The organism is Streptomyces sp. LBL, assembly GCF_029893585.1.
Taxonomy (GTDB): Bacteria; Actinomycetota; Actinomycetes; order Streptomycetales; family Streptomycetaceae; genus Streptomyces.
Genome location: NZ_JARXYX010000019.1, coordinates 155896 through 178599, shown reverse-complemented (window position 1 = coordinate 178599; position 22704 = coordinate 155896). Strand labels below are relative to the sequence as shown.

Here is a 22704-nt window from a genome sequence, read left to right as displayed (position 1 = left end):
CGCCTACCCGTATTTCCGGATTCTCCCCTACGATCTGGACCGGTGGCCGGCCTCGAACCGGGGCGGTGGACCGCACCACGTGGGCCGAGTCGGTGTGCCACGTCCGGGCATCAGGGGGAGCGGGGGCACACCGAAGGAAGCGAGCTGCGAACGGGGACGGGCCGTGGACGGCTCAGAGCTTCACGACGACCACGCGGTCGGCGCACAGCTTGCGCATGTCGTCCTCGTCCGACGTGAACACGGTGACCGGGCCGGGCTGTCGCAGAGCAACGACCGCGAGGGCCGCGTCGATGGCGTACTTGTGGCCGTGCAGGCCCGCCTCCTTCAAGAGGCCGGTCGCCTCCTTGGCGATCTCCTCCGTCACCGGTTCGATACGGATCTTGGAGAGAGCCCAGTGCCACTTGGGGAGGTAGCGCGTGGGGTCGTAAGCCTCGATGAGAGTCATCGAGGTGGTGACGACCGGGATGCCCGCATCGTCGGCGTGCCTCAGATAGGCACCTATGCGACGCCCCCCACGCACCCACTGCGAAAGCCCTTCGCTGTCGAGTACGTAGACCCGGTTTCCGGTCACGCGGCATCCCGCTTCCGCCTGAGCGGCTGCTCAGTGGTTTCGCGGGCACCGGTCCGCTCGGCGTGCTGCCGCTCCAGGTCGCGATGCTCGGCCTCGACCTCGGCCAGTTCCGCCTCGGTGATCTCCCCATACTCGGACTCCCACCACCGCACCGCCTCGTGCAACCGCTCCCGCTCTCGCTGGCGCTCTATGGCGTGCGTGACATAGCGGCTGAAGCCGCCCGGGCCGACCTCGGTCCGGATGGCCTCGGCGAGCTCCTCGGGAAGTGTCACGGTGTACTTCTTCGTTGCCATACCGCCGACCATACCGAGAGTCGGATCGGCTGGCCAGCGGGCAACGGACATCCCGCACGATCGAGTACAAGCGGTGGCGGAGACCACCAGATGGAGAGCGTGACCGGTAATGGCCCAGCAAGCCGCCCCTCCTCCGCGATGTCATCGACATCAAAGAGAACATCTCCACCTCGGACTTCGTACTGTCCCTCGCCGAGGCGACGACACCCGAAGGCGCCCAGAACGCGCTCAGGGACTACGTCGTCACCGAGCGGCTGCTGGAGAACTTCGACGAGGCGCTGGCGCTCATCAAGTCCTCGCTCGACGGGCACCGTTCCAAGGCGGCCTACCTGCACGGCTCGTTCGGTTCCGGTAAGTCGCACTTCATGGCGAGTCAGGCGGAGGGGAGCGCAAGGGGAGCGCGGACGCCTTTGGGCTGTGCGACACCGGGTAGGGACAGCCGGATTGTGGCACGTCCTCTGATGTGGGGAAAACGGGACCTGGGCCTTGGGGGAGGATCCGGAGTGAACTCGCCGGTGTGCGGGCCGACTTTCACTGCATGAGGCTCCCGGCTCCGCTCAGCGCAGGTGGGCGATGAACGGGCTCCAGGCGTGGGGGGTGAAGGCGATCACGGGGCCGGTGGGGTGCTTGCTGTCGCGGACGGGGATGAGGGCGGGGAGGTTGTCGGCGACTTCGAGGCAGTTGCCTTGCCCGCCGCTATAGCTGCTGGCACGCCATGCCGCTCCCGCGACTACGGGCTCTATGTGATGGTCCTGGCTCATGCTCGGTACTCCTTGGCGATGCGGCGGATCAGTGTGAGTGATTCCGCTGGCGGCAGCGCTGTGGTGCGGGCGTCGTCGAAGAGGGTGCGGTAGTACGCGACCTCTGGTTCGCGCTCCATCCAGATGTTGCCGGTCGGGGTCTCCGTCAAGACGAGGTCGAGAGATGTCACCTGAGGAAAGCTCAGCAGCAGATACGGGCCGAACATACCTGAGTGAGCACCGCGCGAGAACGGCAGTACCTGGACAGTGATGTTGGGGCGCTCCGCCACCGTGGCGAGGTGCTCCAGTTGTGCCTGCGTCACTGTGGGGCCACCTACGTGCTGACGGAGGGCCCCTTCCGCCACTACCGCCCAGAGGGACATGGGGTCCTCGTCGGTGAGCCGTTGCTGCCGGGCGAGCCGCACCTGGACGAACTGATCGATCTCCTCAGGTGTCTTCCAGGCGCGTGAAGCGACCGTCACTGCGCGGCCGTACTCCGCCGTCTGAAGTAGCCCTGGGATCAACTGCACCTCATAGGTTCGGACGCTGTCACAGATGGCCTCCAGTTCGATCTGATCGCGGTACGAGTCGCCCAGTACGGATCCGTATTGATGCCACCAGCCATCGCGGCGGCGTCGGTTGGCTCGCTGTGCCATAGCTCCGAGGCGGTTACGCGTCTCCGGGTCCTCGACCCGATACGCAGACATGAGTGCGTTCAGATCCGGGGTGCGGACGGGTACGTGCCCGTTCTCCATCCGGCTGATCTTTCCTTTGGTGCAGTCGAGCAGCTCGGCTGCTTCGGCCATGGACACACCTGCCGCTTCACGGAACTTGCGGAGTTCATCGCCGAGTTGGCGTCCGAGGACGGTGGACGGTTTGACAGTAGGCATGTGTGACTCCTACCAGAGGCCAGACCTGCAGGACGTGGGGCTTACTCGAATGAGTGAATCAGGCCTTGCAGGCTCCATGCAATATTGCGCCATTCTATATGCTGCGGAACGCTGTGAGTGGATCGCCAGTAATTGGCGCTGCAGCGCGAAGGCTTGATCAGCAGCTATCGACCCTCAGGGGGCGTCATGGCAGAGAGCTTGGGATCGAACGAAGTCGCGTTCCGGCTGTCCCGCTGCCGTCGAAGTGTGCCGAGATCCCGGGCGGCGTTACACGCTGTGCTCGGAGGCTGGGGAGTGGCCCAAGATGTTCTGGAATCAGCAGAGTTGGTGCTCTCGGAGCTGGTGACCAACGCGCTGCGTGTGCGTGTGCCGAGTGACCGGCAGGTGGGTGTACGGATCGTCAGATCGCTGGAGGACGGGTTGCTGCGGCTGGAAGTCAGCGACGCGGGCCCGGGCAGGCCCGAAGTGCGGACTCCTGGCGACGAGGAGACCGGCGGGCGCGGGCTGTTGCTCGTGGAGGCGTTGGCTCACCGCTGGGGAGTCGACGAGCGCCCGGGCGGGATCGGGAAGACCGTGTGGGCCGAGTTGAAAGCGCCGGACATCGTGGCTGCGTCCGACGGGCGAAAGGTCGCGGCGGTCATGGTGCGGGCTGGTCAGCGAGTGCGGGTGTGGGGTGAGTGGCGTGCTGTCCGTAGGGTGCGGACCGAGTCGTACGCAACCGGTGGACTCGCCGTGGTGCTTGGACTGGACGAGGGCCCGGCGCTACGGGTACACGCGGCCGAGCCCTTGACTGTCCGGGACGGTGGCGTGCCCTCCGCGCAGGAAGGCAGGAGGGCACGCCGGGGTGATCAGTGGTCCATCCCTTCGGCGGGGGCCGTAGGCCGGCTGGGACTGCAGGCCGGTTGGGGCCGTGTGCCCGAGTTCGGCGCGGCTGGTGCTCTGTGTGCACCGCCCGCGCCTCGGTGAGAGCGTGAGCGCGCGGTGAGCGCGGTGGCTAGTGCCGCGGCACTAGCCCAGCGAACGCTTCGTCACCTTCGCCAGATGCCGGGTGAAGACCTCGCGGGTGTCCGGGGTGAGCGTGCGCAGGGCCACCAGGGCGGTGATCACCACGTCGCACAGCTCGCCCTGGACGTCCTCCCAGGTGTGCGTGACGCCCTTGCGCGGGTTCTGGCCGGTCGCCCCGATCACCGCCTGGGCGACCTCGCCGACTTCCTCCGACAGCTTCAGCATGCGCAGCAGCAGGCCTTGGTCGCCCCCGTTCGCCCGGTTGGCGTCCAGCCACGCCCACAGCTCGTCGATGGAGTTCCATAGGTCAGGGGCCGGCTGGGGGAGGCCCGTGGTGGGCTGGGGGAGGCCTGCAGGCGGGGCGGGTGTCGTCCCGGGGGAGAGTGGTGCCGTCCGTGCGGCCGGATCAGTCATGTGGGCAGCGTGTCACGCGCCCCGGCACCGACGACATCGTGTCTCTGCTCGTCACCCCCTCGACCTACTCGTCGAACGCCTCCTCGAACAACGCCTCCTGCTCACCCCGACCCTCCCCGCTCCGTCCCGCCCCCGGTGCCCTTCAGGTGGCAGGCCACGGTGGGGGATGTGAGTCTGGCTGGCATGACGATTCAGACAGCCAAGCTGCGCGACCCGGCCGTCCGCGCCTTCGTGTCCGCCGTCAACGCCCACGACCGCGAGGCCTTCCGCGCGCTGCTCGCACCCGGCGCGACCATGGCGGACGACGGGTCCGACCGGGACCTCGACGAGTGGACCGACCGGGAGATCTTCTCCTCCCACGGCCACATGAAGGTCGACAACGAGTCCCGGGGCGGTCGCGCCCTCATCGCCCGCTACAGCAACGACAGCTGGGGCGAGATGCGCACCCGCTGGAGCTTCACGGTCGACGGCGACGGAAGGATCGCCCGCTTCGAGACCGGGCAGGCCTGAACCTCGTACGACCGACAGACCAGAGCAGACCAGAGCAGACCAGCCCAGCCCAGTTCAGCCGAGCTCTCGAAGCATGCGCGGATCAGCGCGGCATTCGACGTGGCGTTCAACGCGGCAGCCGTTCCCCTGCACCGGTGCGTCCTCGCGGTCCCGCGCGAGGCCACCCCCACCCGATGCGGTGGAACGGCTGCCGCCTCCCCCCTCGGGAGTGGCCAACGGAAGCCGTCTCCTCCAAGTGTGAAGCTCTTGTGGAGATGGTCAAGAGCATAAGCCTGTTCACCGGCTTATTTGAAGTGGAGCGCGTAATTCCGTTTGTGTAAGTTGGGCAGGCGGCGATCGGGCGCGCGACTCAGTCGCGGCCTACCTCGTTCGTTCGTATGGCGTTCACGGCCGCGCGGCGCAGGCGAGGGTCCGCCCTGCGGAACTCATCCATCCGCCATTTGGCTGTTGTGTACGTGCCAATCGGGTGTCGTCCCCGGCCACTCCAATGTCCCCTGACGCATTCGTCAGGGGAGGACCGGATGACACCCGCAGCACACCCGTCCCAGCATGCCGCCGAACTGCGCGCGGCCGCCCGGCACATCGGCCGCCGCCGTTTCCTGACCGTCACCGGAGCCGCCGCCGCGCTCGCCGTCTCCGTGAACCTGCCCACCGCCGGCACCGCGAGCGCCGCCGAGTTCGACGCCGCGCAGATCGGTGAGAACCCCTTCACCCTCGGCGTGGCCTCCGGCGACCCGCTGCCCACCTCCGTGCTCCTGTGGACCCGGCTCGCTCCCGCCCCGTACCAGCCCGACGGCGGCCTCCCGGGGAAACGGGTGCTGGTCCGCTGGGAGGTGGCGCACGACGAACGGTTCCGCCGGATCGTCAGACGCGGCGCAGCGGTGGCCCACCCGGAGTTCCACCACACCGTCCACGCCGAGGTCGGCGGCCTCGACTCCGACCGTGTCTTCCACTACCGCTTCCGCGTCGGCAGTTGGATCAGCCCGACCGGCCGTACCCGCACCGCGCCGGCGCCCGGGTCCCGTCGCTCATCCTCGCCGCCGTCTCCTGCCAGGCGTACCACGACGGCCACTTCACGCCGTACGGTCATCTCGCCGCCGACGACGTCGACGTGGTCTTCCACCTCGGGGACTACCTGTACGAGTACGCCGTCAACTCGGTCGGCGGCAACCGGAACTACACCGATCGGACCCTCCCCGCCGTCTTCAACCGCGAGACGCTGACCCTGGAGGACTACCGCCTGCGCTACGCCCTCTACAAGTCCGACCCCGACCTGATGGCCGCGCACGCCGCGCACCCCTTCGTGGTCACCTGGGACGACCACGAGACCGAGAACAACTACGCCGACGACGCCCCCGAGAACAACGTCCCGCCGGAGGAGTTCCTGCTGCGCCGCGCCTCCGCCTACCGCGCCTACTGGGAGCACCAGCCGCTACGCCGCCCCCAGCCGCCCGAGGGCCCCGACATGCGGCTCCACCGGCGCCTGCACTGGGGACGGCTCGCCCAGTTCGACGTCCTCGACACCCGCCAGTACCGCTCCGACCAGGCCTACGGCGACGGCTCCCAGCTGCCCGGACCGGACATCGACGACCCGGCACGCACCATGACCGGCGCCACCCAGGAGCCCGTCGCCCTGGGCCGCGAGCAGGCGCGGGCCGACTTCCGGACGGTGCCGTACGTGACCAGGCCCGGGGCGCCGGTCACCACGGCCGCGTCCTTCGTGACGCGGGTGGGGGAGCAGGGCCTCACGCCGGCGTGAGCGTGTCCTCCGAGGGATAGCGGACGCCGACGCGGTCCCGGATCGCGTCGAGCGTCCGCATCACGGCGAGGGTGCCGTCGAGCGGCACCAGCGGGGACTCGGTCCCGCCCGCGCGCAGGGCCCGCATCACCTCCTGGGCCTCGTGCCTGAGGCTGCCCCGCTCCGCCGGGCCGGTCGTGAACTCCTCCGGGTCACGGCCGTCCCGGTGCAGCACGAAGCGGTCGGTGTGGAAGAAGCCGTACGGGATGTCGATACGGCCCAGCGAGCCGGTCACGGACGCCGTGGTGGCCGTACCGCCGATGATGGAGCAGTGCACCGAGGCGAGCGCGCCGCTCTCCCAGGACAGCAGCGCGCCCGTCTGGAGGTCGACGCCCTCTTCGGAGAGCACCGCCCGCGCCACGACGTCCGCGGGCTCACCGAGCAGCAGATGCGCGAACGACACCGGGTACACGCCGAGGTCGAGCAGCGCGCCCCCGCCCTGCAGCGGGTCGCGCAGCCGGCTCTGGGGCGGGAAGGGCCCCGCCAGGCCGAAGTCGGCGTGCACGCTGCGCACCTCGCCGATCGCGCCGTCCCGCACCAGGTCGGCCAGGCGCCGGATCAGCGGGTTGCAGTACATCCACATGGCCTCCATCAGGAAGCTCCCGCGCGACCGGGCGAGCGCGACCAGCTCCTCCGCCTCCCGCGCGTTCAGCGTGAACGCCTTCTCGCACAGCACGTTCCGCCCGGCCTCCAGGCACAGGCCGGCGGCCGCCCGGTGCGCCGAGTGCGGGGTGGCGACGTACACGACGTCGACGTCCTCGTCCCGCGCCAGCGCGTCCCAGTCGCCGTACGCCCTCGCGATCCCGAACCGCTCCGCGAACGCCTTCGCCGACTGCTCGGTCCGCGAGGCCACCGCCACCACCTCCGCGTCCGGCAGGTCCACCAGTTCCGCGGTGAACGCGGCCGCGATTCCACCGGTCGCCAGGATCCCCCAACGCACCTTCTGCTCCGTCATCCCGGCTCCACCCTCGCTCACGTGACCCTCGGCACTCTGTACGAGCTGAGAGCATAGGTGGCGGATCACTTGAAGAGGGAGGGGCACATGCCCGACCAATGGGCATCGACATCACAGACATCACAGACATCAGCGACACCGCCGTCGCCATCGATACCCTCGCAGGCATCGGCATCGGCATCGGCATCGGACGTGGCGCGGGCGGCCGTGCCGACAACGGAACCGGCCGCCCGTGCGCTGCGCCGCACCGGACTGCTGGTCACCCTGATCCTGAGTTGTCTCACCGCCACGCCCCCGCTGGCGATGGACATGTACCTCCCCTCCCTCCCGGAGGTCACCGAGTCCCTGCACGCCCCCGCCGCGACCGTCCAGCTCACCCTCACCGCCTGCCTCGCGGGCATGGCGCTCGGCCAGCTGGTGGTCGGACCGATGAGCGACAAGTGGGGCCGCCGACGCCCCCTGCTCATCGGCCTCGCCGTCTACGTCGTCGCCACCGCCCTGTGCGCCGTGGCCCCCACGGTCGAGCTCCTGGTCGTCTTCCGGCTGGCGCAGGGCCTCGCCGGTGCGGCCGGGATAGTGATCGCGCGGGCTGTCGTCCGTGACCTCTACGACGGCGTGGCCATGGCCCGCTTCTTCTCCACCCTCATGCTGATCTCCGGGGTCGCCCCGATCGTCGCGCCGCTCATCGGCGGGCAGATCCTGCGCGTGACGGACTGGCGGGGCGTGTTCATGGTGCTGACGGTGGTCGGGACGCTGCTGGCGGGTGTCGTGTGGGCGAAGCTCCCCGAGACCCTCGCACCCGCCGACCGCCACCCTGGAGGGGTCGGCGAGGCGCTGCGCACGATGCGCACCCTGCTCGCCGACCGCCGGTTCTCCGGCTACATGCTCACGGGCGGCTTCACCTTCGCCGCGCTCTTCGCCTACATCTCGGCCTCGCCGTTCGTGATCCAGGAGATCTACGGGGCCTCCCCGCAGACGTTCAGCCTGCTGTTCGGGCTCAACTCGGTCGGCCTGGTGATCGCCGGCCAGATCAACGGCAAGGTGCTGGTCGGACGGGTGAGCCTGGACCGCGTACTGGCCGTGGGCCTCGCGATCGTCATCACCGCCGCGACCGCGCTGCTGCTGATGTCCCTGAACGTCTTCGGCGAGGTAGGCCTGGCCCCCATGGCCGCCGCGCTGTTCGTCCTGATGTCGGCGATGGGCATCACGATGCCCAACACCCAGGCGCTCGCCCTCATGCGTGTCCGGCACGCCGCGGGCTCCGCCTCCGCCCTGCTCGGTACGACGTCCTTCCTCGTCGGCGCGCTCGCCACACCGCTCGTCGGCATCGCCGGGGAGCACACCGCCGTCCCGATGGCCGTCGTCCAACTGGCCGCCGCACTGGTGGCACTGGGCTGCTTCATGGGAATGTGCCGTTCCCGGAAGACCGGAAGAGGCGTGTGACCGCGGAGGGAGCAGGGAGCTGAGCGCACCGAGACTGCGCCACGACACACCGGAACGGGCCGGACTCGATCCCGAGGAACTGCGCCGTCTCGCCCGGGAGGTCCACGACCTCACCACCGGCGAGCGACCCTGGGCGGCGGGCGCCGTGGTGGTCGCCGGGCGCGGACCGGTGATCGCCCTGGAGGAGGCCGCGGGCTGGGCCGTCCGCTACGCGTCCTACGACCCCGTGACGGACACGGGCGTGGAACTCCCGCCGGGAGCCCGCGTCCCGACGACCGTCGGCACCCCCTTCGACCTGGCCTCCCTCACCAAGCTGTGCACCGCGGTCGCCGTCCTGCAGCAGCTCGAACGGGGCACCCTGGGCATCGACGCCCGGGTCGGCGCGTATTTGCCGGACTTCCGCGCCGCCGCCGAACACGGCATCACCGTACGGGAGCTGCTCACCCACACCTCCGGACTGCGCCCCGAACTCCCGCTGTACGACTGTGCCGACGACGGGGAACGCCTGGCGCGGCTCCGGGCGGAGTCCCCGATCGGCGCCCCCGGCACGTACACCTACTCCGACCTCAACCCGCTCCTCCTCCAGCACCTGCTGGAACGCGTCACCGGCCGCACCCTCGACGTCCTCGTCCGCGACGGCATCACCCGCCCCCTCGGCATGACGGCCACCCGCTTCGGCCCGTGCCCCGGCGCGGCGGCCACGGAGGACCAGCGGCGGCCCTGGGCCAAGGCGGACCGGGGGATGCTGCGGGGCGAGGTCCACGACGAGAACGCCTGGGCGCTGGGCGGGGTGGCCGGTCACGCGGGCCTGTTCTCGACCGGCCGGGACCTGGCGGTGTTCTGCCGCGCGCTGCTGACGGGCGGTTCGTACGGCCCGGCCCGCGTCCTCGGCCCCGACTCGGTGGAGCTGCTGCTGACCCCGCCGGGGCTCGGCTTCGCCCTGGACCAGCCGTGGTTCATGGGCGAACTGGCGGGACGCGGAGCGGCGGGCCACACGGGCTTCACGGGAACGTCGTTGGTCCTGGACCGTGCGACGGACACCTTCCTCGTCCTGTTGGCGAACACGGTCCACCCACGAAGAAGGCCCCCGGACAACAGCCCGAGGGCGGCAGCGGGGACGCGGATGGCACGGGCGGTGCGGGGGAGCTGACGCAGGTGGTGCGGGGGAGCACGGGCGGTGCGGGGGAGCACGGGCGGTGCGGGGGAGCTGACGGCAGGTGGTGACGTACGGGGCCCACGTCCTGCCCAAAGCCAAGAGCCCGGAGCCAAGAGCCCGGAGCCGGGAGCCGGGAGCCCGGAGCCCGGAGCCCAACAAAGCCGGGAGCCCGGAGCCCAAAGCCGGGAGCCCGGAGCCGGGGAGCCCAAAGCCCCCAGCCCAAAGCCCCCAGCGAGTACCTCACCAACACCACGGCACCGCCCCATAGAATCACCGGGTGAACGCCCCCGTAGCCCCGGCCGAAACTCTCCGTACCGCCGTCGCCGCCCTGCTCGACGGGCTTCCGCCCAAGCAGGCCGCCCAGGCCGTCGACCGGCTGATCGCCACCTACCGGGGTACCACCCCCACCCACAGCCCCATCCTCCGCGACCGCGCGGACGTCGCCGCCTACGCGGCCTACCGCATGCCCGCCACTTTCGAGGCGGTGCACGCCGCGCTGGAGGCGTTCGCGGACGCCGTCCCCGACTGGACCCCGGCCGGCCACACCGATGTCGGCGGCGGCACCGGCGCCGCGACCTGGGCCGTCACCGCGACCTGGGACGGCGAACGCCCCGTCACCGTCCTCGACTGGGCCGAACCCGCCCTCACCCTCGGCCGCGAGGTGGCCACCGCCAACCCGGCCCTGCGCAACGCCCGTTGGCAGCGCGAGAGGATCGGCACGGCACTCACCCTCGACCCCACCGACCTCGTCACCGTCTCCTACGTCCTCAACGAGCTCACCGCCCCCGACCGCGCCGCCCTCGTCGACACGGCCGCTGCCGCCGCCCAGGCCGTGGTGATCGTCGAACCCGGCACCCCCGACGGCTACGCCCGCGTCATCGAGGCCCGCGACCGCCTGATCGCGGCCGGCTTCCACATCGCGGCGCCCTGCCCGCACAGCGCCGCCTGCCCCATCGTCCCCGGCGAGGACTGGTGCCACTTCTCGGCGAGGGTCAGCCGCTCCTCCCTGCACCGCCAGGTCAAGGGCGGCTCCCTCGCCTACGAGGACGAGAAGTTCAGCTACGTCGCCGCCGCCCGCTTCCCCGTGGCGCCGGCCCCCACCCGGGTGGTCCGGCGCCCGCAGATCCGCAAGGGCCAGGTCCTGCTCGACCTGTGCGAGGCCGAGGAACAGCTCAGCCGCCGCACGGTCGCCAAACGCCACGGTCACCTCTACAAGGCGGCCCGCGACGCCCACTGGGGCGATGCCTGGCCCCCGGCGGACCGTTAGGACCCCTTCTGGTCACGACGACTCGTCGCCCGTAGCCGCCTCCTTGCTCGCGCGTTCTTCCTGGAGCCTGCGCAGCAGCTCCCGTTTCTGGTCCTGGAGGGCCGGCCCGCCGAACCGGCCGCCGCGTTCGCCGCCCCGCAGGGCCTTTCGGCCGAGATTCCTGCGGGTGCCGCCGACGCCGAGCATGTTTCCTGATCCGCCCCGGGACATGAAGGTCTCCTCTCGATGGACTGCTCGATGGACTGCCGATATGACGAGACGTGTCGTCTCGCTCCTGCGTCATCACTGTCCGGCGAGACGCCGCGTCTTGTCAACTGATAAATTCGGGCCATGGCCGTCAAGAAGTCCGCCCCCGACACCGCCCGCCGCAGCGAGAAGTCCCGCCGTGCCATCTACGACGCCGCTCTCGCCCTGGTCGCCGAGGCCGGCTACCCCAAGACCACCATCGAAGGCATCGCCGCCCGCGCCGGCGTCGGCAAGCAGACGATCTACCGATGGTGGTCGTCGAAGGCGGACGTCCTGCTGGAGGCCTTCATCGACCTGAGTGAACAGGCGTCACGGGAGGCGGGCCCGCAGGACGTGTACGTCATCCCGGACACCGGCGACCTCGCCGCCGACCTCAAGGCCGTGCTGCGGCTCACCGTCGACCAGCTCAAGGACCCCCGGTTCGAAGCGCCGTCCCGTGCCCTGGCCGCCGAGGGCGTGGTCAACGAGGAGGTCGGCCGGATATTCATGGCCAAGCTCCTCGAACCGTCGCTCCAGCTGTACGTCGACCGGGTGCGCGCCGCGCAGGAGGTCGGCCAGGTCCGCCGGGACATCGACCCCCGCATCGCCCTGGAACTCTGGGTCTCGCCCCTCGCCCAGCGCTGGCTCCAGTACACGGGCCCGATCTCCTACGAGTACACCGACACCCTCGTCGACTACGCCCTCCACGGCATCGCACCCCGCTGAGATCAACTGCTCGACGGAGCGCCACAGTTGAGTGAGCGGTCACGGGCGCTGGACGCGCCGCACTCGGCGCCGGTGTGCGCCCCTCTTGCTCCGCCTGCCCCCTCCCTGTCGCCCGCCCCGGTCCCCCGGAGCGAGAGAGAATGGGACCATAGGGCATGCTGTTCCGCACGACAGCGAGGTGAGAGGGGATAGATGAGCGCGGAGTTCGGTGGCCGTACCGGCCGGCAGGGCAAACTCTCCCAATGGCTGCGGGGACGACGCCCGCAGGAGGCCGCCACGGACAACGGCGGCCGTGAAGCTCTGCTGCTCGCCGCCGCCGGAGCGGGCCTGCCGCTCGCCCCCGCCGCCCACCCCGCCCCCGGCTACGGTTGTTCCTGCGACCGCGTCGGCTGTCCCACCCCGGCCCGGCATCCGGTGTCGTTCGCCTGGCAGACCCAGTCGACCACCGACCCCGCGCAGATCGAGCGCTGGGCCCGCCATCAGCCGCAGGCCAACTTCATCACCGCGACCGGCATGGTGCACGACGTCCTCGACGTGCCGGTGGAGGCCGGTCTGGAGGCGCTGGAGAGGCTGCTCGGCGCCGGCATCGACGTCGGTCCGGTCGCCGAGAGCGACGACGGCCGCCTCCTCTTCTTCACCCTCACCCGCGGCACCCCCGAGGACGAGGACGAGTGGTGGCCCTGCGAACTGGACTGCCACCCCGAGACGATGGACGAGCACCCGGGCCTGCGCTGGCACTGCCGCGGCTCCTACGTCCTCGTCCCGCCCGCCCGGCTCCCCGGCGACCAGCGGGTGTACTGGGTCCGCGGCCCCGAACACCCGCTGCCCGACCCGCTGACCCTGCTGGAAGTCCTCACCGACGCCTGCGCCCGCCATATCGGCGAGGAGCCCTACCACCACACGAACGGTGCCTGGCCCCTGCGCCACTGAACGGCACGGGCGCCTCTGAGCGGCACGGACGCCCCTGAAACGCACGGAACGCCGCTGACGGCATGGAACGCCACGGAGCGCCCCGGAAAGCCGAGCCGCAACGGGTCCGCTACGACCACCACGAGCCGCTACGACCGTCCACGACCCGCTACGACCCCTGCGCCGAGGTCAGTCCCTGGATCCGTCCCAGCACCGTCACCCGCTGGTCGCCCGCCGCCTTCGCCGGTTCCAGGGCCACCTCGTTGGAGACGAACTCCATGGTGAGCGACTGCTTGATCTCGCCCTTCGTCAGGGCGAGCACGTCGTCGGTGGGCGTGGGGATCGAGGCACCCGGGTAGGCCGTCTGCTTCTGGTAGTGGTGCGTGGAGAAGAACACCAGCGCCCCGCCGTCCGCCGTCCGCAGGGCCAGCGGCGCGTAGTCACCGCTCGTCAGCGGCTCGTCGATGTACTGGCTGACCAGCCCCGGCCTCTTGGCTTCCTTCGCGCGCTGCGCACGCCACACGCTGGTGTGCGGGCCGTTCGCGAAGGCGCCCTGGCCGTCCTTCAGGTATGTGGTGTAGTCCTTGCTCACGTCCGCGGGCCTGACGGTCAGTCCGGCCGACTTCGTGTCGACCGCCTCGGCCCAGCCGTCCGTGTCCTTCTTGAACTCCGGCACCTTCCCGGGCGCGACCAGCGTCAGATAGGCCACCTGCCACGGCTCGTCGAGGCTGCCCCGGGTGAACGCCAACAGCCAGCGGGCGCTGCCGCCCTTGTTGCCGGCCGCGTCGACGACGAACCAGCGCGGCCAGCCCGCCTTCTTCGGGATCGTGTACTTCGCGTCCGACAGCTTCAGCGGACTGTGCGCGGGGTTGCCGTCCGGGTTGTTCGCGGCGCCGGCCTTCAGCCGGGCCGCGTCGATGGCGGAGAGGGCACCGGTGACATGGCCGGCGTCCAGCGAACTGTCGTACGCCTTGTCGGCGGCGTTGTATGCGGCGGTGAACTGTCCCAGTGCCTTGGCGGCCTCCGCCGCGGTGGTCGCGGGCAGCACCTCCCGCTCGCCGTGGACCACCATGCAACCGCTCGCCGTCAACGACAAAGCGGTCAGCGAGGCCGCTATCAGTGCGCTCCGGTCAAGCCTGCGGAGCCTCAGAGGGCCGCGATCCCTGCTCATCAGGTTGCTTCACCTTCCCCTTCCCGGAGGCGAACCCTACCGGGGACAGGAAGAGGGCGAGCGTCGGGATCAGGTACAGCAGCCACACCGTGACCTGGAGAACCGTCGGATCGGGCTGGAAGTTGAAGACGCCCTTGAGGAGAGTGCCGTACCAACTGTCCGCCGGGATGGTGTCGCTGATGTCGAAGGCCCTTTTGTTCAGGCCCGGCAGCCAGTCGGCCTCCTGGAGGTCGTGGAGGCCGTACGCCAGCACGCCCGCGGCCACCACGACCAGCATGCCGCCGGTCCAGGTGAAGAACTTGGCGAGGTTGATCCGCAGGGCACCGCGGTAGAACAGCCAGCCGAGGAACACCGCCGTGGCGATGCCGAGGGCGGCACCGGCCAGCGGGCGCGGGGTGCCGTCGCTGGCCGCGTGCACCGACGTCCACACGAACAGGGCGGTCTCCAGGCCCTCGCGGCCCACCGCGAGGAACGCGGTGGCGACCAGGGCGCCCGTGCCCATCGTCAGGGCGGCGTCCAGTTTGCCGTGCAGTTCCGACTTCAGGTGCCGGGCGGTGCGCCGCATCCAGAACACCATCCAGGTCACCAGGCCCACCGCGACGATCGACAGCGAACCGCCGAGCGCCTCCTGCGCCTCGAACGTCAGCTCCTGCGAGCCGAATTCGAGCGCGGAGCCGAACCCGAGCGCCAGGACGACGGCGACACCGATGCCGATCCAGATCGGCCTCAGGGCGTCCCTGCGGCCCGTCTTGACCAGGTAGGCGATCAGGATGCAGACGACGAGGCTGGCTTCCAGCCCCTCACGCAGACCGATCAGATAGTTGGAGAACACGGGTTACGCCTCCTTGGAGAACAGGGTGCTGCCCCACCAGTCGTCCTTGTCCCGGACGCCGGGTGGGATCGCGAACACCGCCGAACCCACGTGCTGGATGTACTCGTTGAGCGCGTCCGTGGCCAGGTTGCGCTGGATCTGGATGAAGCCCTTGCGGACGTCCCGCTGGTACGCGAGGAAGAACAGCCCCGCGTCCAGTCGGCCCAGGCCGTCCGTGCCGTCGGTGAAGGAGTAGCCGCGGCGCAGGATCGTCGCCCCGTGGTTGGCGGCCGGGTGCGCGAGCCGTACGTGCGCGTCGGGCTTCATCGCCTTCAGGAACGGCTCGTCGCGCTCCTTCGCCTTGCCGACCGGGGCGCCCTCGCCCTTGTCACGGCCGAAGACGTCCTCCTGCTCCTGCAGCGAGGTGCGGTCCCAGGTCTCGATGTGCATCCGGATGCGGCGGGCGACGAGGTAGGAGCCGCCGTTCATCCACTCGGGGCCGTCGGCGGAATCCGCCCACACGAACTTCTTCAGCCGGTCGGTCTCCGTGCCGGCGATGTTGCGGGTGCCGTCCTTGAAGCCCATCAGGTTGCGCGGGGTCTGCGCGTCCGGCGTGGTCGACGAGGTCTTGCCGAAGCCGAGCTGCGACCAGCGGATGACGACCGTGCCCATGCCGATCCGGGCCAGGTTGCGGATCGCGTGCACGGCGACCTGCGGGTCGTCCGCGCAGGCCTGGACGCACAGATCGCCGCCGCTGCGGTTCTTGTCGAGGTTGTCGCCGGCGAACTGGGGCAGGTCGACGAGGGCCTCGGGCCGCCGGTCCGCGAGGTCGAACTTCTCGAACAGCGACGGTCCGAAGCCGATGGTGAGGGTCAGCCGCGAGGGCTTCAGTCCCAGCGCCTCGCCGGTGTCGTCCGGCGGTGCCTCGGCGAGTCCGCCGTACCCACCCTCGCCGACCGCGTGACCGGCGGTCATCTTCCGCGCCGCCTCGGTCCAGTCCTTCAGCATCCGCGTGAGCTCGGCACGGTCGTCCGTCGTCACGTCGAACGCGGCGAAGTGCAGCCGGTCCTGCACCGGGGTGGCGATGCCGGCCTGGTGGGTGCCGTGGAAGGCGACCGCGGCGCCCGTCTCGGCGCCGGCCGGGTCCACGTCCGCACCGGCGCGGGTCATGGCCACCGTGCCGCCGGCCGCGACGGCACCGAGCGCGAGCCCGGCACCGCCCCAGCCGATCAGCGCGCGCCGGGAAGGCGCGACGGTGTCCGGGGTGTTGTCCGTCATGGTGGTGCCCCTTACGTCCCCTGGTCCCCTGGTCCCGTTCTCCACTACGACGTCGCGACCGCGGCGGCGAGCTTGGACAGCGGCTCCGCGAGCGCGTTGACCTGGTCCGACAGCTTCTTGCGAGCACCGTCGGCGACCTTGTCGTACGAGACGAAGTCGTAGGACGACGGGTCGGCGCGGTACTTGTCCAGCAGCGTGTTCAGCGCGGCGAACTGCTTGTCCAGCTCGGTGGCGAGCGCGGAATCGTTCTCCTTGGCGACCGGCTTCAGCAGTGCGTACGACTTCTGGGCGCCCTCGACATTGGCCTTGAAGTCGACGAGGTCGGTGTGGGAGTAGAGCTCCTCCTCGCCCGTGACCTTGCCGGTGGCGACCTCGTCGAGCAGTTCCTTGGCGCCGTTGGCCATGGAGGTCGGGGTGATCTGGGCCGTGCCGACCCGCTTCTGCCAGTCCGTCAGGTCGGTGATCAGCTTGCCGGCGAGGGTCTTCTCCTCGGCGCCGATCTTCTTGTCCTGCCAGAGTGCCTTCTCCAGCCGGTGCCAGCCGGTCCACTTCTGGCCGCCCTCCAGGCCGTCGGCGCGGACGTCGACCTTCGGGTCGATGTCACCGAAGGACTCGGCGATGGGCTCGGTGCGCTCCCAGCCGATGCGGGAGGGCGCGTAGGCCTTCTTCGCGGCCTCGATGTCGCCGTCCTCGACCGCTTTGGCGAACGCCTCGGCCTTGGGCAGCGTCTCGTCGGCCTGTTCCTGCGCGTAGGTGCGGTAGGCGGCGACGGCCTTGTCCAGGCGGGGGTCGCGCTGGGTGACCTTGCCGCCGGTGGCCTTGACGTCCTGTCGGATGCCGTCGCCCTTCATGCCGGGCTTGCAGGCGATCCGGTAGTCGCCCGCCTTCACCTCGGCGGTGATCTTCTGCTTGGTGCCGGGGCCGATGTTCTCCCGCTCGGTGACGATGCGGTCGTCCGGAAAGAGGACGTAGACCTCGGTGACCTTCGAGCCCTTGTTCTCGATGGCGAGTTCGAGGTGCCCGGCCGGGAACTCCTTCTTCGACACCTCGCACTTGTCGTCCGTCGCCGTCACCTTGATGACCCGGTCGCCGTCCGCCGACCCGCTCTTCTCGGTGCACCCCGTGACCGCGGCGAGCGCCGCCGCGGTGGCGGCGGCGGTGAGGGCGGAGAATCTGACGGCTCGCATGCAGGCTCCAAAGGAATGGCCGAAAAGGAACGCGTGACGAGCCTCACATAAGGTGAGGCTCGCCTAACATATCTAAGGTTTTCCTTACTCGTACCCGCCCAAGCGGTGATTCACCTCTCATGAATGCTGTATGGGCACGAATCGATCACGGTGGCCAAAAATGGATCTCATGGAATGGTCAAGCGATGGTCAAGGCATCCGATGCGGTTGATCTGGGCGGCTGTGTGGCGGTCTCCGTCGGCTCGTCGCCGGTCGTAGCGGGCGGCGGCCATCGGATCGAGGCGGGCGTCGACGTGTACGCCTTCACCCACAACGAGAGGTCCACCGGTGTCGCTCCCGTCAAGCGCGTACCGGGTGCCGACGACGGCTCCCTCGTCCTCGTGGACGCCACCTCCGGCGCCGGCGGTCTGCCCGTCGACATCGCGGAGACCGACGTGTACTGCTTCGCCCCGCAGAACGTCGAGGCGCTGACGAAGTGCGTCGACCACGTGATCGAGAAGCTCTCACCGCTTCCCGTACGAGGACGGGGCGCCCGGTGTTGATCACCGGGCGCCCCCGTCGTCGTAGCCGCAGGAAGAAGCGTGACCGTCGCTCCGACCGTTACTCGTACTTCTCGGCGGGAGCGCAGTCCATGTAGGAGCCGGACTCGTACGCCGCCCGGTCGCTGTCGCGTTCGCGGATCGCCTCGACGAGACGGGCGTGGTCCTGGAACTGCTCGGGGCGCAGCGTGTCGCCGAAGTGGTCCAGCAGCGAGTCCCGGATCAGCTCACCGAGGTCCGCGTGCAACTCGGCCAGCACGGTGTTGTGGGACGCGCTGACGACGGCCAGGTGGAAGGCGACGTCCGCGTTCGCGAAGCCGAGCCGGTCTCCGGTCGACCACGCCTGCTGCCGCTGCCCCAGGACGAGTTCGAGCCGTTCCAGATCCTCCGGGGTGCGGCGGGCACAGGCCAGCCGCGCCGCCCGGATCTCCAGGGCGCTGCGGACGTCGGTGACGTCCTCCGTCCGGGCCCTTTCGAAGCGGGTCCGCATCATGCCGGCGAGTTCGCTGGTCGCCTTCACGTAGGACCCGGAGCCGTGGCGGATTTCCAGCAGACCGGTGTGCGCGAGGGCCCGGACGGCCTCCCGCACGGTGTTCCGGGCCACGCCGAGCTGATCGACGAGCTCCGACTCGGTCGGGATGCGTGAGCCCACGGGCCAGGCCCCGGAGGTGATCTGCCGTCGCAGTCGGGTGATCACCTGGTCGGAAAGCGCCTGGCGGCGGATGGGATCCATGGTCATCCCATCAGTCTATGACAGTTCTTCTTGAGTGGACCAGTGGACCCACCTAAGACTCATCCCATGAATCCATGAATCTACTGCCGAACCACTAGACATCGAGTCATGGGATGAGTCTACGATGGGTCCTATGTCGAAGAGTGAGCTCAACAGGCACGCCTCGCACCCTGGCCCCGACCAGAACACCCCCGTCAGCACCTCCCCCACGTCTCCCACCCCCCGCACCTCGCGCACCCCCCGGGCTTCCCGGGAGATGCGAGGACTGGCGGTGGCGGCGCTCGTCCTAGCGGCACTCAACCTGCGGCCGGGGGTCACCAGCCTGGGGCCGGTTCTCGAAGAGGTGCGCGACAGCCTGTCCATGAGCGGCACTCTGAGCGGAGCCCTCACCTCCATCCCCGCCGCGTGCTTCGCCCTGATCGGCTCCACAGCCCCGGCCCTGGCCCGGCGTTACGGCGCGGCCGGTGCCATCGCCGTCGCCGGTACGGTGCTGACGGCCGGCCTCGCGCTGCGGCCGTTCGCCGCCGACCCCGCCCTGTTCGTCGCGCTGACCGCCCTGTCGCTCGCCGGCATCGCCATCGCCAACGTGCTGCTCCCGGGCGTCGTCAAAGAGCGCTTCCCCGACCGGGTGGGCGCGATGACCGGCGTGTACTCCATGGCGCTGAACGTCGGCGCCTCGTCCGCTGCCGCCGCGACCGTCCCGCTGACCGAGGCGTTCGGCGGCAACTGGCGGTACGGCCTGGGAGCCTGGTCGGTCCTGGCCGTCATGGCCGTACCCCCCTGGCTGGCCCTCGCCCGCCGCCGACGGCCACCGGGAGCGGAGCCGGTGGCCGCGAACAACCGGCACGACCCGCAGAACCCAGAGCACCCAGAGCACCCGCAGAACCCGCAACTCCCTCCCCGGGTCCGGCTCTCCCGGAACCGCACCGCCTGGGCGCTCACCGCCTACTTCGGACTCCAGGCCAGCTCCGCGTACATCATCATCGGCTGGCTGCCCCAGATCTTCCGCGACGCCGGGCTCTCCGCCCAGACCGCGGGCCTGCTCTTCTCGGGCACCTCCCTGCTCGGCGTACCCCTGTCCTTCGCCCTGTCGGCGATGGCCGGGAAGCTGCGTCACCAGAGCGGGATCGCGGCGGCGATCGGCGCGTGCGGCCTGGCCGGATTCACCGGGCTGTGGGTCGATCCGGCTGCCGCACCCTGGCTCTGGGCGCTCCTCCTGGGCGTGGCCAACTGCTCCTTCCCGCTGGCCCTGACCATGATCGGCATGCGCGGCCGGGACGCCGCCGCCGTCGTGCGGCTCTCTGGCTTCGTACAGGGCTTCGGTTATCTGTTGTCGATTCCCGGACCCGTCGTCGTGGGCGTTCTCTACGACCGCTCCGACGGCTGGCGGCTGCCCCTGGCCTTCATCCTCCTGCTGACCCTGGTCCAGATCGCGGCAGGCCTGCTGGCGGGCCGCAATCGCCAGATCGGCTGAAAAGAAAAAGACTCCTCCCGCTCCAGAAAAACCGTTTTTCGAGACGGTGCACCTCAATACAGAGGACCTCGCCTACGTCATCTACACCTCCGGCAGCACCGGAAAGCCGAAGGGTGTGATGGTCGAGCACCGGAGCGTCGTCAGTCAGATGCGCTGGCTGCACGACGACCGCGGAATCGACGACAGCGAGATCATTCTCCAGAAGACCCCCATGAGCTTCGACGCGGCGCAGTGGGAGATTCTCGCCCCCGCCTGCGGAAGCACCGTCGTGATGGGAGCGTCCGGCGTCTACCGCGACCCCGAGGCGATCATCGCCACGATCCAGCGGCACGGCGTGACCACGCTCCAGTGCGTCCCCACCCTCCTCCAGGCGCTCCTCGACACCGAGAACCTCTCCGCCTGCCGGTCCCTGCGCCACATATTCAGCGGCGGTGAGGCACTCTCCCGGACCCTCGCCGCCCAGTGCCTCGACACCATGCCGACGGCCCGCCTGGTCAACCTCTACGGCCCGACCGAGTGCACGATCAACGCCTCGGCCTTCGTCGTGGACCGTACGGCGGTGGACGACGGACCCCGCACCATGCCGATCGGCACGAGGTCCTGCGCGAGCTCGGCGTACCGGAGGAGCACATCGTCTTCGTCAACTTCATCACCGTGGCGGAGGGCATCACCGCCGTGTGCGAGCGCTACCCCGGGGTCCGGATCGTGACGTCCGCCATCGATGAGGGGCTGAGCGAGGACGCGTACATGCTCCCCGGTATAGGCGACTTCGGCGACCGCTACTTCGGAACGAACCGCTAGGCACCGGAAGAGGCCGGTAGGCACCGGAGTCAGGCGAGGCACTCCTCACCGGACTCCGGACTCCGGTGGCATGCTCCGTCAGGTCGCCGTAAACCTCATACCCGGCGCCCTTGCAGAGCTGAGAAGGGGCCACACGTCCCCGACCGGCTGCCGGTCCGACAGACCGAGCAGAAACCGCGGCACACAGACGGTAGCCGGCTGGGCCCTCCCAGGCAGGGCACAATGCCCGCGTGACTGACTACGACGTACTCCGCGTCTTCTGCGGAGCGAACGGTGGATACGGCAACGAACTCGGCGTCGTCCGTGAGGGCTCCGTCATGCCCGACCCGGCGGAGCGGCAGACGTTCGCCGGAAAGCTCGGCTTCAGCGAGACCGTGTTCGTGGACGACCCCGAGCGCGGGGTCATCGACATCTACACCCCCACCCTGCGGCTGCCCTTCGCCGGTCACCCCTGCGTCGGCACGGCCTGGCTCCTCGACGTGCCCGAACTGATCACCCCGGCCGGAGTCGTCGGCACCCGCCTGGACGGCGAGTTCAGCTGGATCGAGGCCCGCGCCGAGTGGGTCCCGCCGCGCACGCTGCGCCGGTACGCCACCGCCGCAGAGGTCGACGACCTGCCGTTCCCGCCGCCGGGGGAGTGGGTCTACGCCTGGGCCTGGGAGGACGAGGCCGCCGGCCGGGTCCGGGCCCGTGCCTTCCCCGGCCGCGACGACGGCATCGAGGAGGACGAGGCGACCGGCGCGGCGGCCCTGCTCCTCACCGACCGACTGGGCCGCGCCCTGAACATCACGCAGGGCGCGGGTTCACAGATCCTGACGGCTCCGCAGCCGGGCGGTTGGGTGGAGGTCGGAGGCCGCGTCCTACTGGAACGGTAAAAAGCACGGCGGCGGTGCTACCGCTGGGCCGCGGGAACACCACGGCTGGGCTACGGCAGGGCTACGGCAGGGTCAGAATGTCCGCCCCCGACTCCGTCACCACCAGCGTGTGCTCGAACTGGGCGGTCCGCTTCCGGTCCTTGGTCAGGACCGTCCAGCCGTCGTCCCACATGTCGTACTCGTGCGTCCCGAGCGTCAGCATCGGCTCGATCGTGAAGGTCATCCCGGGCTGGATGACGGTCGTCGCGTGCGGGCTGTCGTAGTGCGGGACGATCAGACCGGAGTGGAAGGAGGAGTTGATGCCGTGGCCGGTGAAGTCCCGCACCACTCCGTACCCGAACCGCTTCGCGTACGACTCGATGACCCTGCCGATGATGTTGATCTGCCGGCCCGGCCTGACCGCCTTGATCGCGCGGTCGAGGGACTCCCGGGTCCGTTCCACCAGCAGCCGGCTCTCGTCGTCGACGTCCCCGACCAGGTACGTCGCGTTGTTGTCGCCGTGCACCCCGCCGATGTACGCGGTCACGTCCAGGTTGACGATGTCACCGTCCCGCAGCACCGTCGAGTCCGGGATCCCGTGGCAGATGACCTCGTTGACCGAGGTGCACAGCGACTTCGGGAAACCGCGGTAGCCCAGCGTGGACGGGTAGGCGCCGTGGTCGCACATGTACGCGTGCGCCACCCGGTCCAGCTCGTCGGTCGTGACCCCGGGCACGATCAGCTTCGCGGCCTCCGCCATCGCCCGCGCCGCGATCCGGCCCGCGACGCGCATCGCCTCGATCGTCTCGGGTGTCTGCACCGCCGGTCCGGTGTACGGCGCCGGCGCCGGCTTGCCCACGTACTCGGGCCGACGGATGTTTCCGGGTACGGAACGGGTGGGAGACAGCTCCCCTGGTACGAGCAGCGACTGGCCAGACATGCCAGCGAGTCTAA

The 22704-nt window shown here is 70.0% G+C and carries 23 protein-coding genes and 4 pseudogenes; 14 read left to right on the top strand and 13 right to left on the bottom strand.

Annotated features, from left to right (window positions below; genetic code table 11):
- Positions 1-172: 172 nt before the first annotated feature.
- Complete coding sequence (locus M2271_RS23600; protein WP_280889287.1) at positions 173-571, bottom strand: hypothetical protein; 399 nt, start codon at positions 569-571, stop codon at positions 173-175.
- Positions 568-864 carry a hypothetical protein gene (locus M2271_RS23595; protein WP_280889286.1) on the bottom strand — a complete coding sequence of 99 codons (297 nt, stop codon included), beginning with the start codon at positions 862-864 and terminating at the stop codon, positions 568-570. The genes M2271_RS23600 and M2271_RS23595 overlap by 4 nt, the downstream gene beginning before the upstream one ends.
- Positions 865-1007: 143 nt before the next feature.
- Between M2271_RS23595 and M2271_RS23590 the strand changes: the two are divergent.
- Positions 1008-1235: pseudogene (locus tag M2271_RS23590) on the top strand (hypothetical protein); the annotation flags it as partial.
- A gap of 186 nt (positions 1236-1421) precedes the next feature.
- On the opposite strand, the gene M2271_RS23585 reads toward M2271_RS23590, so the two are convergent.
- Together M2271_RS23585 and M2271_RS23580 are read right to left on the bottom strand one after the other, a co-directional pair.
- Positions 1422-1625 carry a DUF397 domain-containing protein gene (locus M2271_RS23585; protein ID WP_280889285.1) on the bottom strand — a complete coding sequence of 68 codons (204 nt, stop codon included), beginning with the start codon at positions 1623-1625 and terminating at the stop codon, positions 1422-1424.
- Positions 1622-2494 carry a helix-turn-helix transcriptional regulator gene (locus M2271_RS23580; RefSeq protein WP_280889284.1) on the bottom strand — a complete coding sequence of 291 codons (873 nt, stop codon included), beginning with the start codon at positions 2492-2494 and terminating at the stop codon, positions 1622-1624. The genes M2271_RS23585 and M2271_RS23580 overlap by 4 nt, the downstream gene beginning before the upstream one ends.
- A 186-nt stretch (positions 2495-2680) precedes the next feature.
- Between M2271_RS23580 and M2271_RS23575 the strand changes: the two genes are divergently transcribed.
- Entirely contained in the window at positions 2681-3460 is a 780-nt protein-coding gene (locus M2271_RS23575; RefSeq protein WP_280889283.1) for an ATP-binding protein, read from the top strand.
- A 42-nt stretch (positions 3461-3502) separates the two neighbouring features.
- On the opposite strand, the gene M2271_RS23570 is transcribed toward M2271_RS23575, so the two are convergent.
- Positions 3503-3913: a MazG-like family protein gene (locus M2271_RS23570; RefSeq protein WP_348539186.1), complete on the bottom strand. Its 411-nt coding sequence runs from the start codon at positions 3911-3913 to the stop codon at positions 3503-3505.
- A 183-nt stretch (positions 3914-4096) separates the two neighbouring features.
- Between M2271_RS23570 and M2271_RS23565 the strand changes: the two genes are divergently transcribed.
- Positions 4097-4423: a nuclear transport factor 2 family protein gene (locus M2271_RS23565; RefSeq protein WP_280889282.1), complete on the top strand. Its 327-nt coding sequence runs from the start codon at positions 4097-4099 to the stop codon at positions 4421-4423.
- Positions 4424-4944: 521 nt separating this feature from the next.
- Positions 4945-6182: pseudogene (locus M2271_RS23560) on the top strand (alkaline phosphatase D family protein).
- Here the strand turns inward: M2271_RS23560 and M2271_RS23555 are convergent.
- The gene (locus M2271_RS23555; protein ID WP_280889281.1) at positions 6169-7176 is read right to left on the bottom strand and encodes a Gfo/Idh/MocA family oxidoreductase; all 1008 of its coding nucleotides are present in this window, start codon (positions 7174-7176) and stop codon (positions 6169-6171) included. The pseudogene M2271_RS23560 and the gene M2271_RS23555 overlap by 14 nt on opposite strands.
- 87 nt (positions 7177-7263) lie before the next feature.
- Between M2271_RS23555 and M2271_RS23550 the strand changes: the two genes are divergently transcribed.
- The 3 genes from M2271_RS23550 to M2271_RS23540 all read left to right on the top strand — a co-directional run bounded on the left by M2271_RS23550 (position 7264) and on the right by M2271_RS23540 (position 11042).
- On the top strand, positions 7264-8619 hold the full coding sequence (locus tag M2271_RS23550; RefSeq protein WP_280889280.1) for a multidrug effflux MFS transporter: 1356 nt from the start codon (positions 7264-7266) through the stop codon (positions 8617-8619).
- Positions 8620-8653: 34 nt separating this feature from the next.
- Positions 8654-9769 carry a serine hydrolase domain-containing protein gene (locus M2271_RS23545; RefSeq protein ID WP_280889305.1) on the top strand — a complete coding sequence of 372 codons (1116 nt, stop codon included), beginning with the start codon at positions 8654-8656 and terminating at the stop codon, positions 9767-9769.
- A gap of 283 nt (positions 9770-10052) precedes the next feature.
- Positions 10053-11042, top strand: a complete 990-nt coding sequence (locus M2271_RS23540) for a small ribosomal subunit Rsm22 family protein (RefSeq protein ID WP_280889279.1) — start codon at positions 10053-10055, stop codon at positions 11040-11042.
- 12 nt (positions 11043-11054) lie between these two features.
- On the opposite strand, the gene M2271_RS23535 is transcribed toward M2271_RS23540, so the two are convergent.
- Entirely contained in the window at positions 11055-11252 is a 198-nt protein-coding gene (locus M2271_RS23535; protein ID WP_280889278.1) for a DUF6243 family protein, read from the bottom strand.
- 120 nt (positions 11253-11372) lie between these two features.
- Between M2271_RS23535 and M2271_RS23530 the strand changes: the two genes are divergently transcribed.
- Positions 11373-11993: a TetR/AcrR family transcriptional regulator gene (locus tag M2271_RS23530; protein WP_280889277.1), complete on the top strand. Its 621-nt coding sequence runs from the start codon at positions 11373-11375 to the stop codon at positions 11991-11993.
- 192 nt (positions 11994-12185) lie between these two features.
- Positions 12186-12923 carry a bifunctional DNA primase/polymerase gene (locus M2271_RS23525; RefSeq protein WP_280889276.1) on the top strand — a complete coding sequence of 246 codons (738 nt, stop codon included), beginning with the start codon at positions 12186-12188 and terminating at the stop codon, positions 12921-12923.
- A 148-nt stretch (positions 12924-13071) separates the two neighbouring features.
- On the opposite strand, the gene M2271_RS23520 is transcribed toward M2271_RS23525, so the two are convergent.
- Genes M2271_RS23520 through efeO form a run of 4 tightly spaced genes read right to left on the bottom strand, consistent with a single transcriptional unit; the run spans position 13072 to position 17349 of the window.
- Positions 13072-14073 (bottom strand): hypothetical protein, encoded by a 1002-nt coding sequence (locus M2271_RS23520; RefSeq protein ID WP_280889275.1) that lies wholly within the window; start codon positions 14071-14073, stop codon positions 13072-13074.
- The gene (gene efeU, locus M2271_RS23515) at positions 14033-14905 is read right to left on the bottom strand and encodes an iron uptake transporter permease EfeU (protein ID WP_280889274.1); all 873 of its coding nucleotides are present in this window, start codon (positions 14903-14905) and stop codon (positions 14033-14035) included. Before efeU ends, M2271_RS23520 begins: the two co-directional genes overlap by 41 nt.
- 3 nt (positions 14906-14908) lie before the next feature.
- On the bottom strand, positions 14909-16162 hold the full coding sequence (gene efeB, locus M2271_RS23510) for an iron uptake transporter deferrochelatase/peroxidase subunit (protein WP_280889273.1): 1254 nt from the start codon (positions 16160-16162) through the stop codon (positions 14909-14911).
- A 44-nt stretch (positions 16163-16206) separates the two neighbouring features.
- The gene (gene efeO, locus M2271_RS23505; protein WP_280889272.1) at positions 16207-17349 is read right to left on the bottom strand and encodes an iron uptake system protein EfeO; all 1143 of its coding nucleotides are present in this window, start codon (positions 17347-17349) and stop codon (positions 16207-16209) included.
- Between the two features lie 278 nt (positions 17350-17627).
- Between efeO and M2271_RS23500 the strand changes: the two are divergent.
- Positions 17628-17804 (top strand): annotated as a pseudogene (locus tag M2271_RS23500) (phosphoserine transaminase); the annotation flags it as partial.
- Between the two features lie 145 nt (positions 17805-17949).
- Here the strand turns inward: M2271_RS23500 and M2271_RS23495 are convergent.
- The gene (locus M2271_RS23495) at positions 17950-18621 is read right to left on the bottom strand and encodes a FadR/GntR family transcriptional regulator (protein ID WP_280889304.1); all 672 of its coding nucleotides are present in this window, start codon (positions 18619-18621) and stop codon (positions 17950-17952) included.
- A gap of 133 nt (positions 18622-18754) precedes the next feature.
- On the opposite strand from M2271_RS23495, the gene M2271_RS23490 reads away from it, so the two are divergent.
- From M2271_RS23490 to M2271_RS23475, 4 genes and pseudogenes are all read left to right on the top strand, one after another.
- A complete protein-coding gene (locus M2271_RS23490; protein WP_280889271.1) occupies positions 18755-20095 on the top strand; it encodes an MFS transporter in 1341 nt (446 codons plus the stop codon).
- A pseudogene (locus M2271_RS23485) lies at positions 20079-20690 on the top strand (AMP-binding protein); the annotation flags it as partial. The gene M2271_RS23490 and the pseudogene M2271_RS23485, both read left to right, overlap by 17 nt.
- Complete coding sequence (locus M2271_RS42570) at positions 20612-20896, top strand: uracil phosphoribosyltransferase (RefSeq protein WP_348539185.1); 285 nt, start codon at positions 20612-20614, stop codon at positions 20894-20896. The pseudogene M2271_RS23485 and the gene M2271_RS42570, both read left to right, overlap by 79 nt.
- A gap of 230 nt (positions 20897-21126) precedes the next feature.
- Positions 21127-21771 carry a PhzF family phenazine biosynthesis protein gene (locus tag M2271_RS23475; protein WP_280889269.1) on the top strand — a complete coding sequence of 215 codons (645 nt, stop codon included), beginning with the start codon at positions 21127-21129 and terminating at the stop codon, positions 21769-21771.
- A gap of 61 nt (positions 21772-21832) precedes the next feature.
- Here the strand turns inward: M2271_RS23475 and map are convergent, their stop codons facing one another.
- The gene (map, locus tag M2271_RS23470; protein WP_280889268.1) at positions 21833-22690 is read right to left on the bottom strand and encodes a type I methionyl aminopeptidase; all 858 of its coding nucleotides are present in this window, start codon (positions 22688-22690) and stop codon (positions 21833-21835) included.
- Positions 22691-22704 lie beyond the last annotated feature (14 nt).

Coding starts and splice junctions, on each gene's coding strand:
- efeO (WP_280889272.1), bottom strand. CDS start 17,349: ATGCGAGCCGTCAGATTCTCCGCCCTCACCGCCGCCGCCACCGCGGCG.
- M2271_RS23530 (WP_280889277.1), top strand. CDS start 11,373: ATGGCCGTCAAGAAGTCCGCCCCCGACACCGCCCGCCGCAGCGAGAAG.
- M2271_RS23580 (WP_280889284.1), bottom strand. CDS start 2,494: ATGCCTACTGTCAAACCGTCCACCGTCCTCGGACGCCAACTCGGCGAT.
- M2271_RS23575 (WP_280889283.1), top strand. CDS start 2,681: ATGGCAGAGAGCTTGGGATCGAACGAAGTCGCGTTCCGGCTGTCCCGC.
- M2271_RS23535 (WP_280889278.1), bottom strand. CDS start 11,252: ATGTCCCGGGGCGGATCAGGAAACATGCTCGGCGTCGGCGGCACCCGC.
- M2271_RS23490 (WP_280889271.1), top strand. CDS start 18,755: ATGTCGAAGAGTGAGCTCAACAGGCACGCCTCGCACCCTGGCCCCGAC.
- M2271_RS23525 (WP_280889276.1), top strand. CDS start 12,186: ATGAGCGCGGAGTTCGGTGGCCGTACCGGCCGGCAGGGCAAACTCTCC.
- M2271_RS23570 (WP_348539186.1), bottom strand. CDS start 3,913: ATGACTGATCCGGCCGCACGGACGGCACCACTCTCCCCCGGGACGACA.
- efeB (WP_280889273.1), bottom strand. CDS start 16,162: ATGACGGACAACACCCCGGACACCGTCGCGCCTTCCCGGCGCGCGCTG.
- M2271_RS23520 (WP_280889275.1), bottom strand. CDS start 14,073: ATGAGCAGGGATCGCGGCCCTCTGAGGCTCCGCAGGCTTGACCGGAGC.
- M2271_RS23565 (WP_280889282.1), top strand. CDS start 4,097: ATGACGATTCAGACAGCCAAGCTGCGCGACCCGGCCGTCCGCGCCTTC.
- M2271_RS23495 (WP_280889304.1), bottom strand. CDS start 18,621: ATGGATCCCATCCGCCGCCAGGCGCTTTCCGACCAGGTGATCACCCGA.
- M2271_RS23555 (WP_280889281.1), bottom strand. CDS start 7,176: ATGACGGAGCAGAAGGTGCGTTGGGGGATCCTGGCGACCGGTGGAATC.
- map (WP_280889268.1), bottom strand. CDS start 22,690: ATGTCTGGCCAGTCGCTGCTCGTACCAGGGGAGCTGTCTCCCACCCGT.
- M2271_RS23585 (WP_280889285.1), bottom strand. CDS start 1,625: ATGAGCCAGGACCATCACATAGAGCCCGTAGTCGCGGGAGCGGCATGG.
- M2271_RS23550 (WP_280889280.1), top strand. CDS start 7,264: ATGCCCGACCAATGGGCATCGACATCACAGACATCACAGACATCAGCG.
- M2271_RS23595 (WP_280889286.1), bottom strand. CDS start 864: ATGGCAACGAAGAAGTACACCGTGACACTTCCCGAGGAGCTCGCCGAG.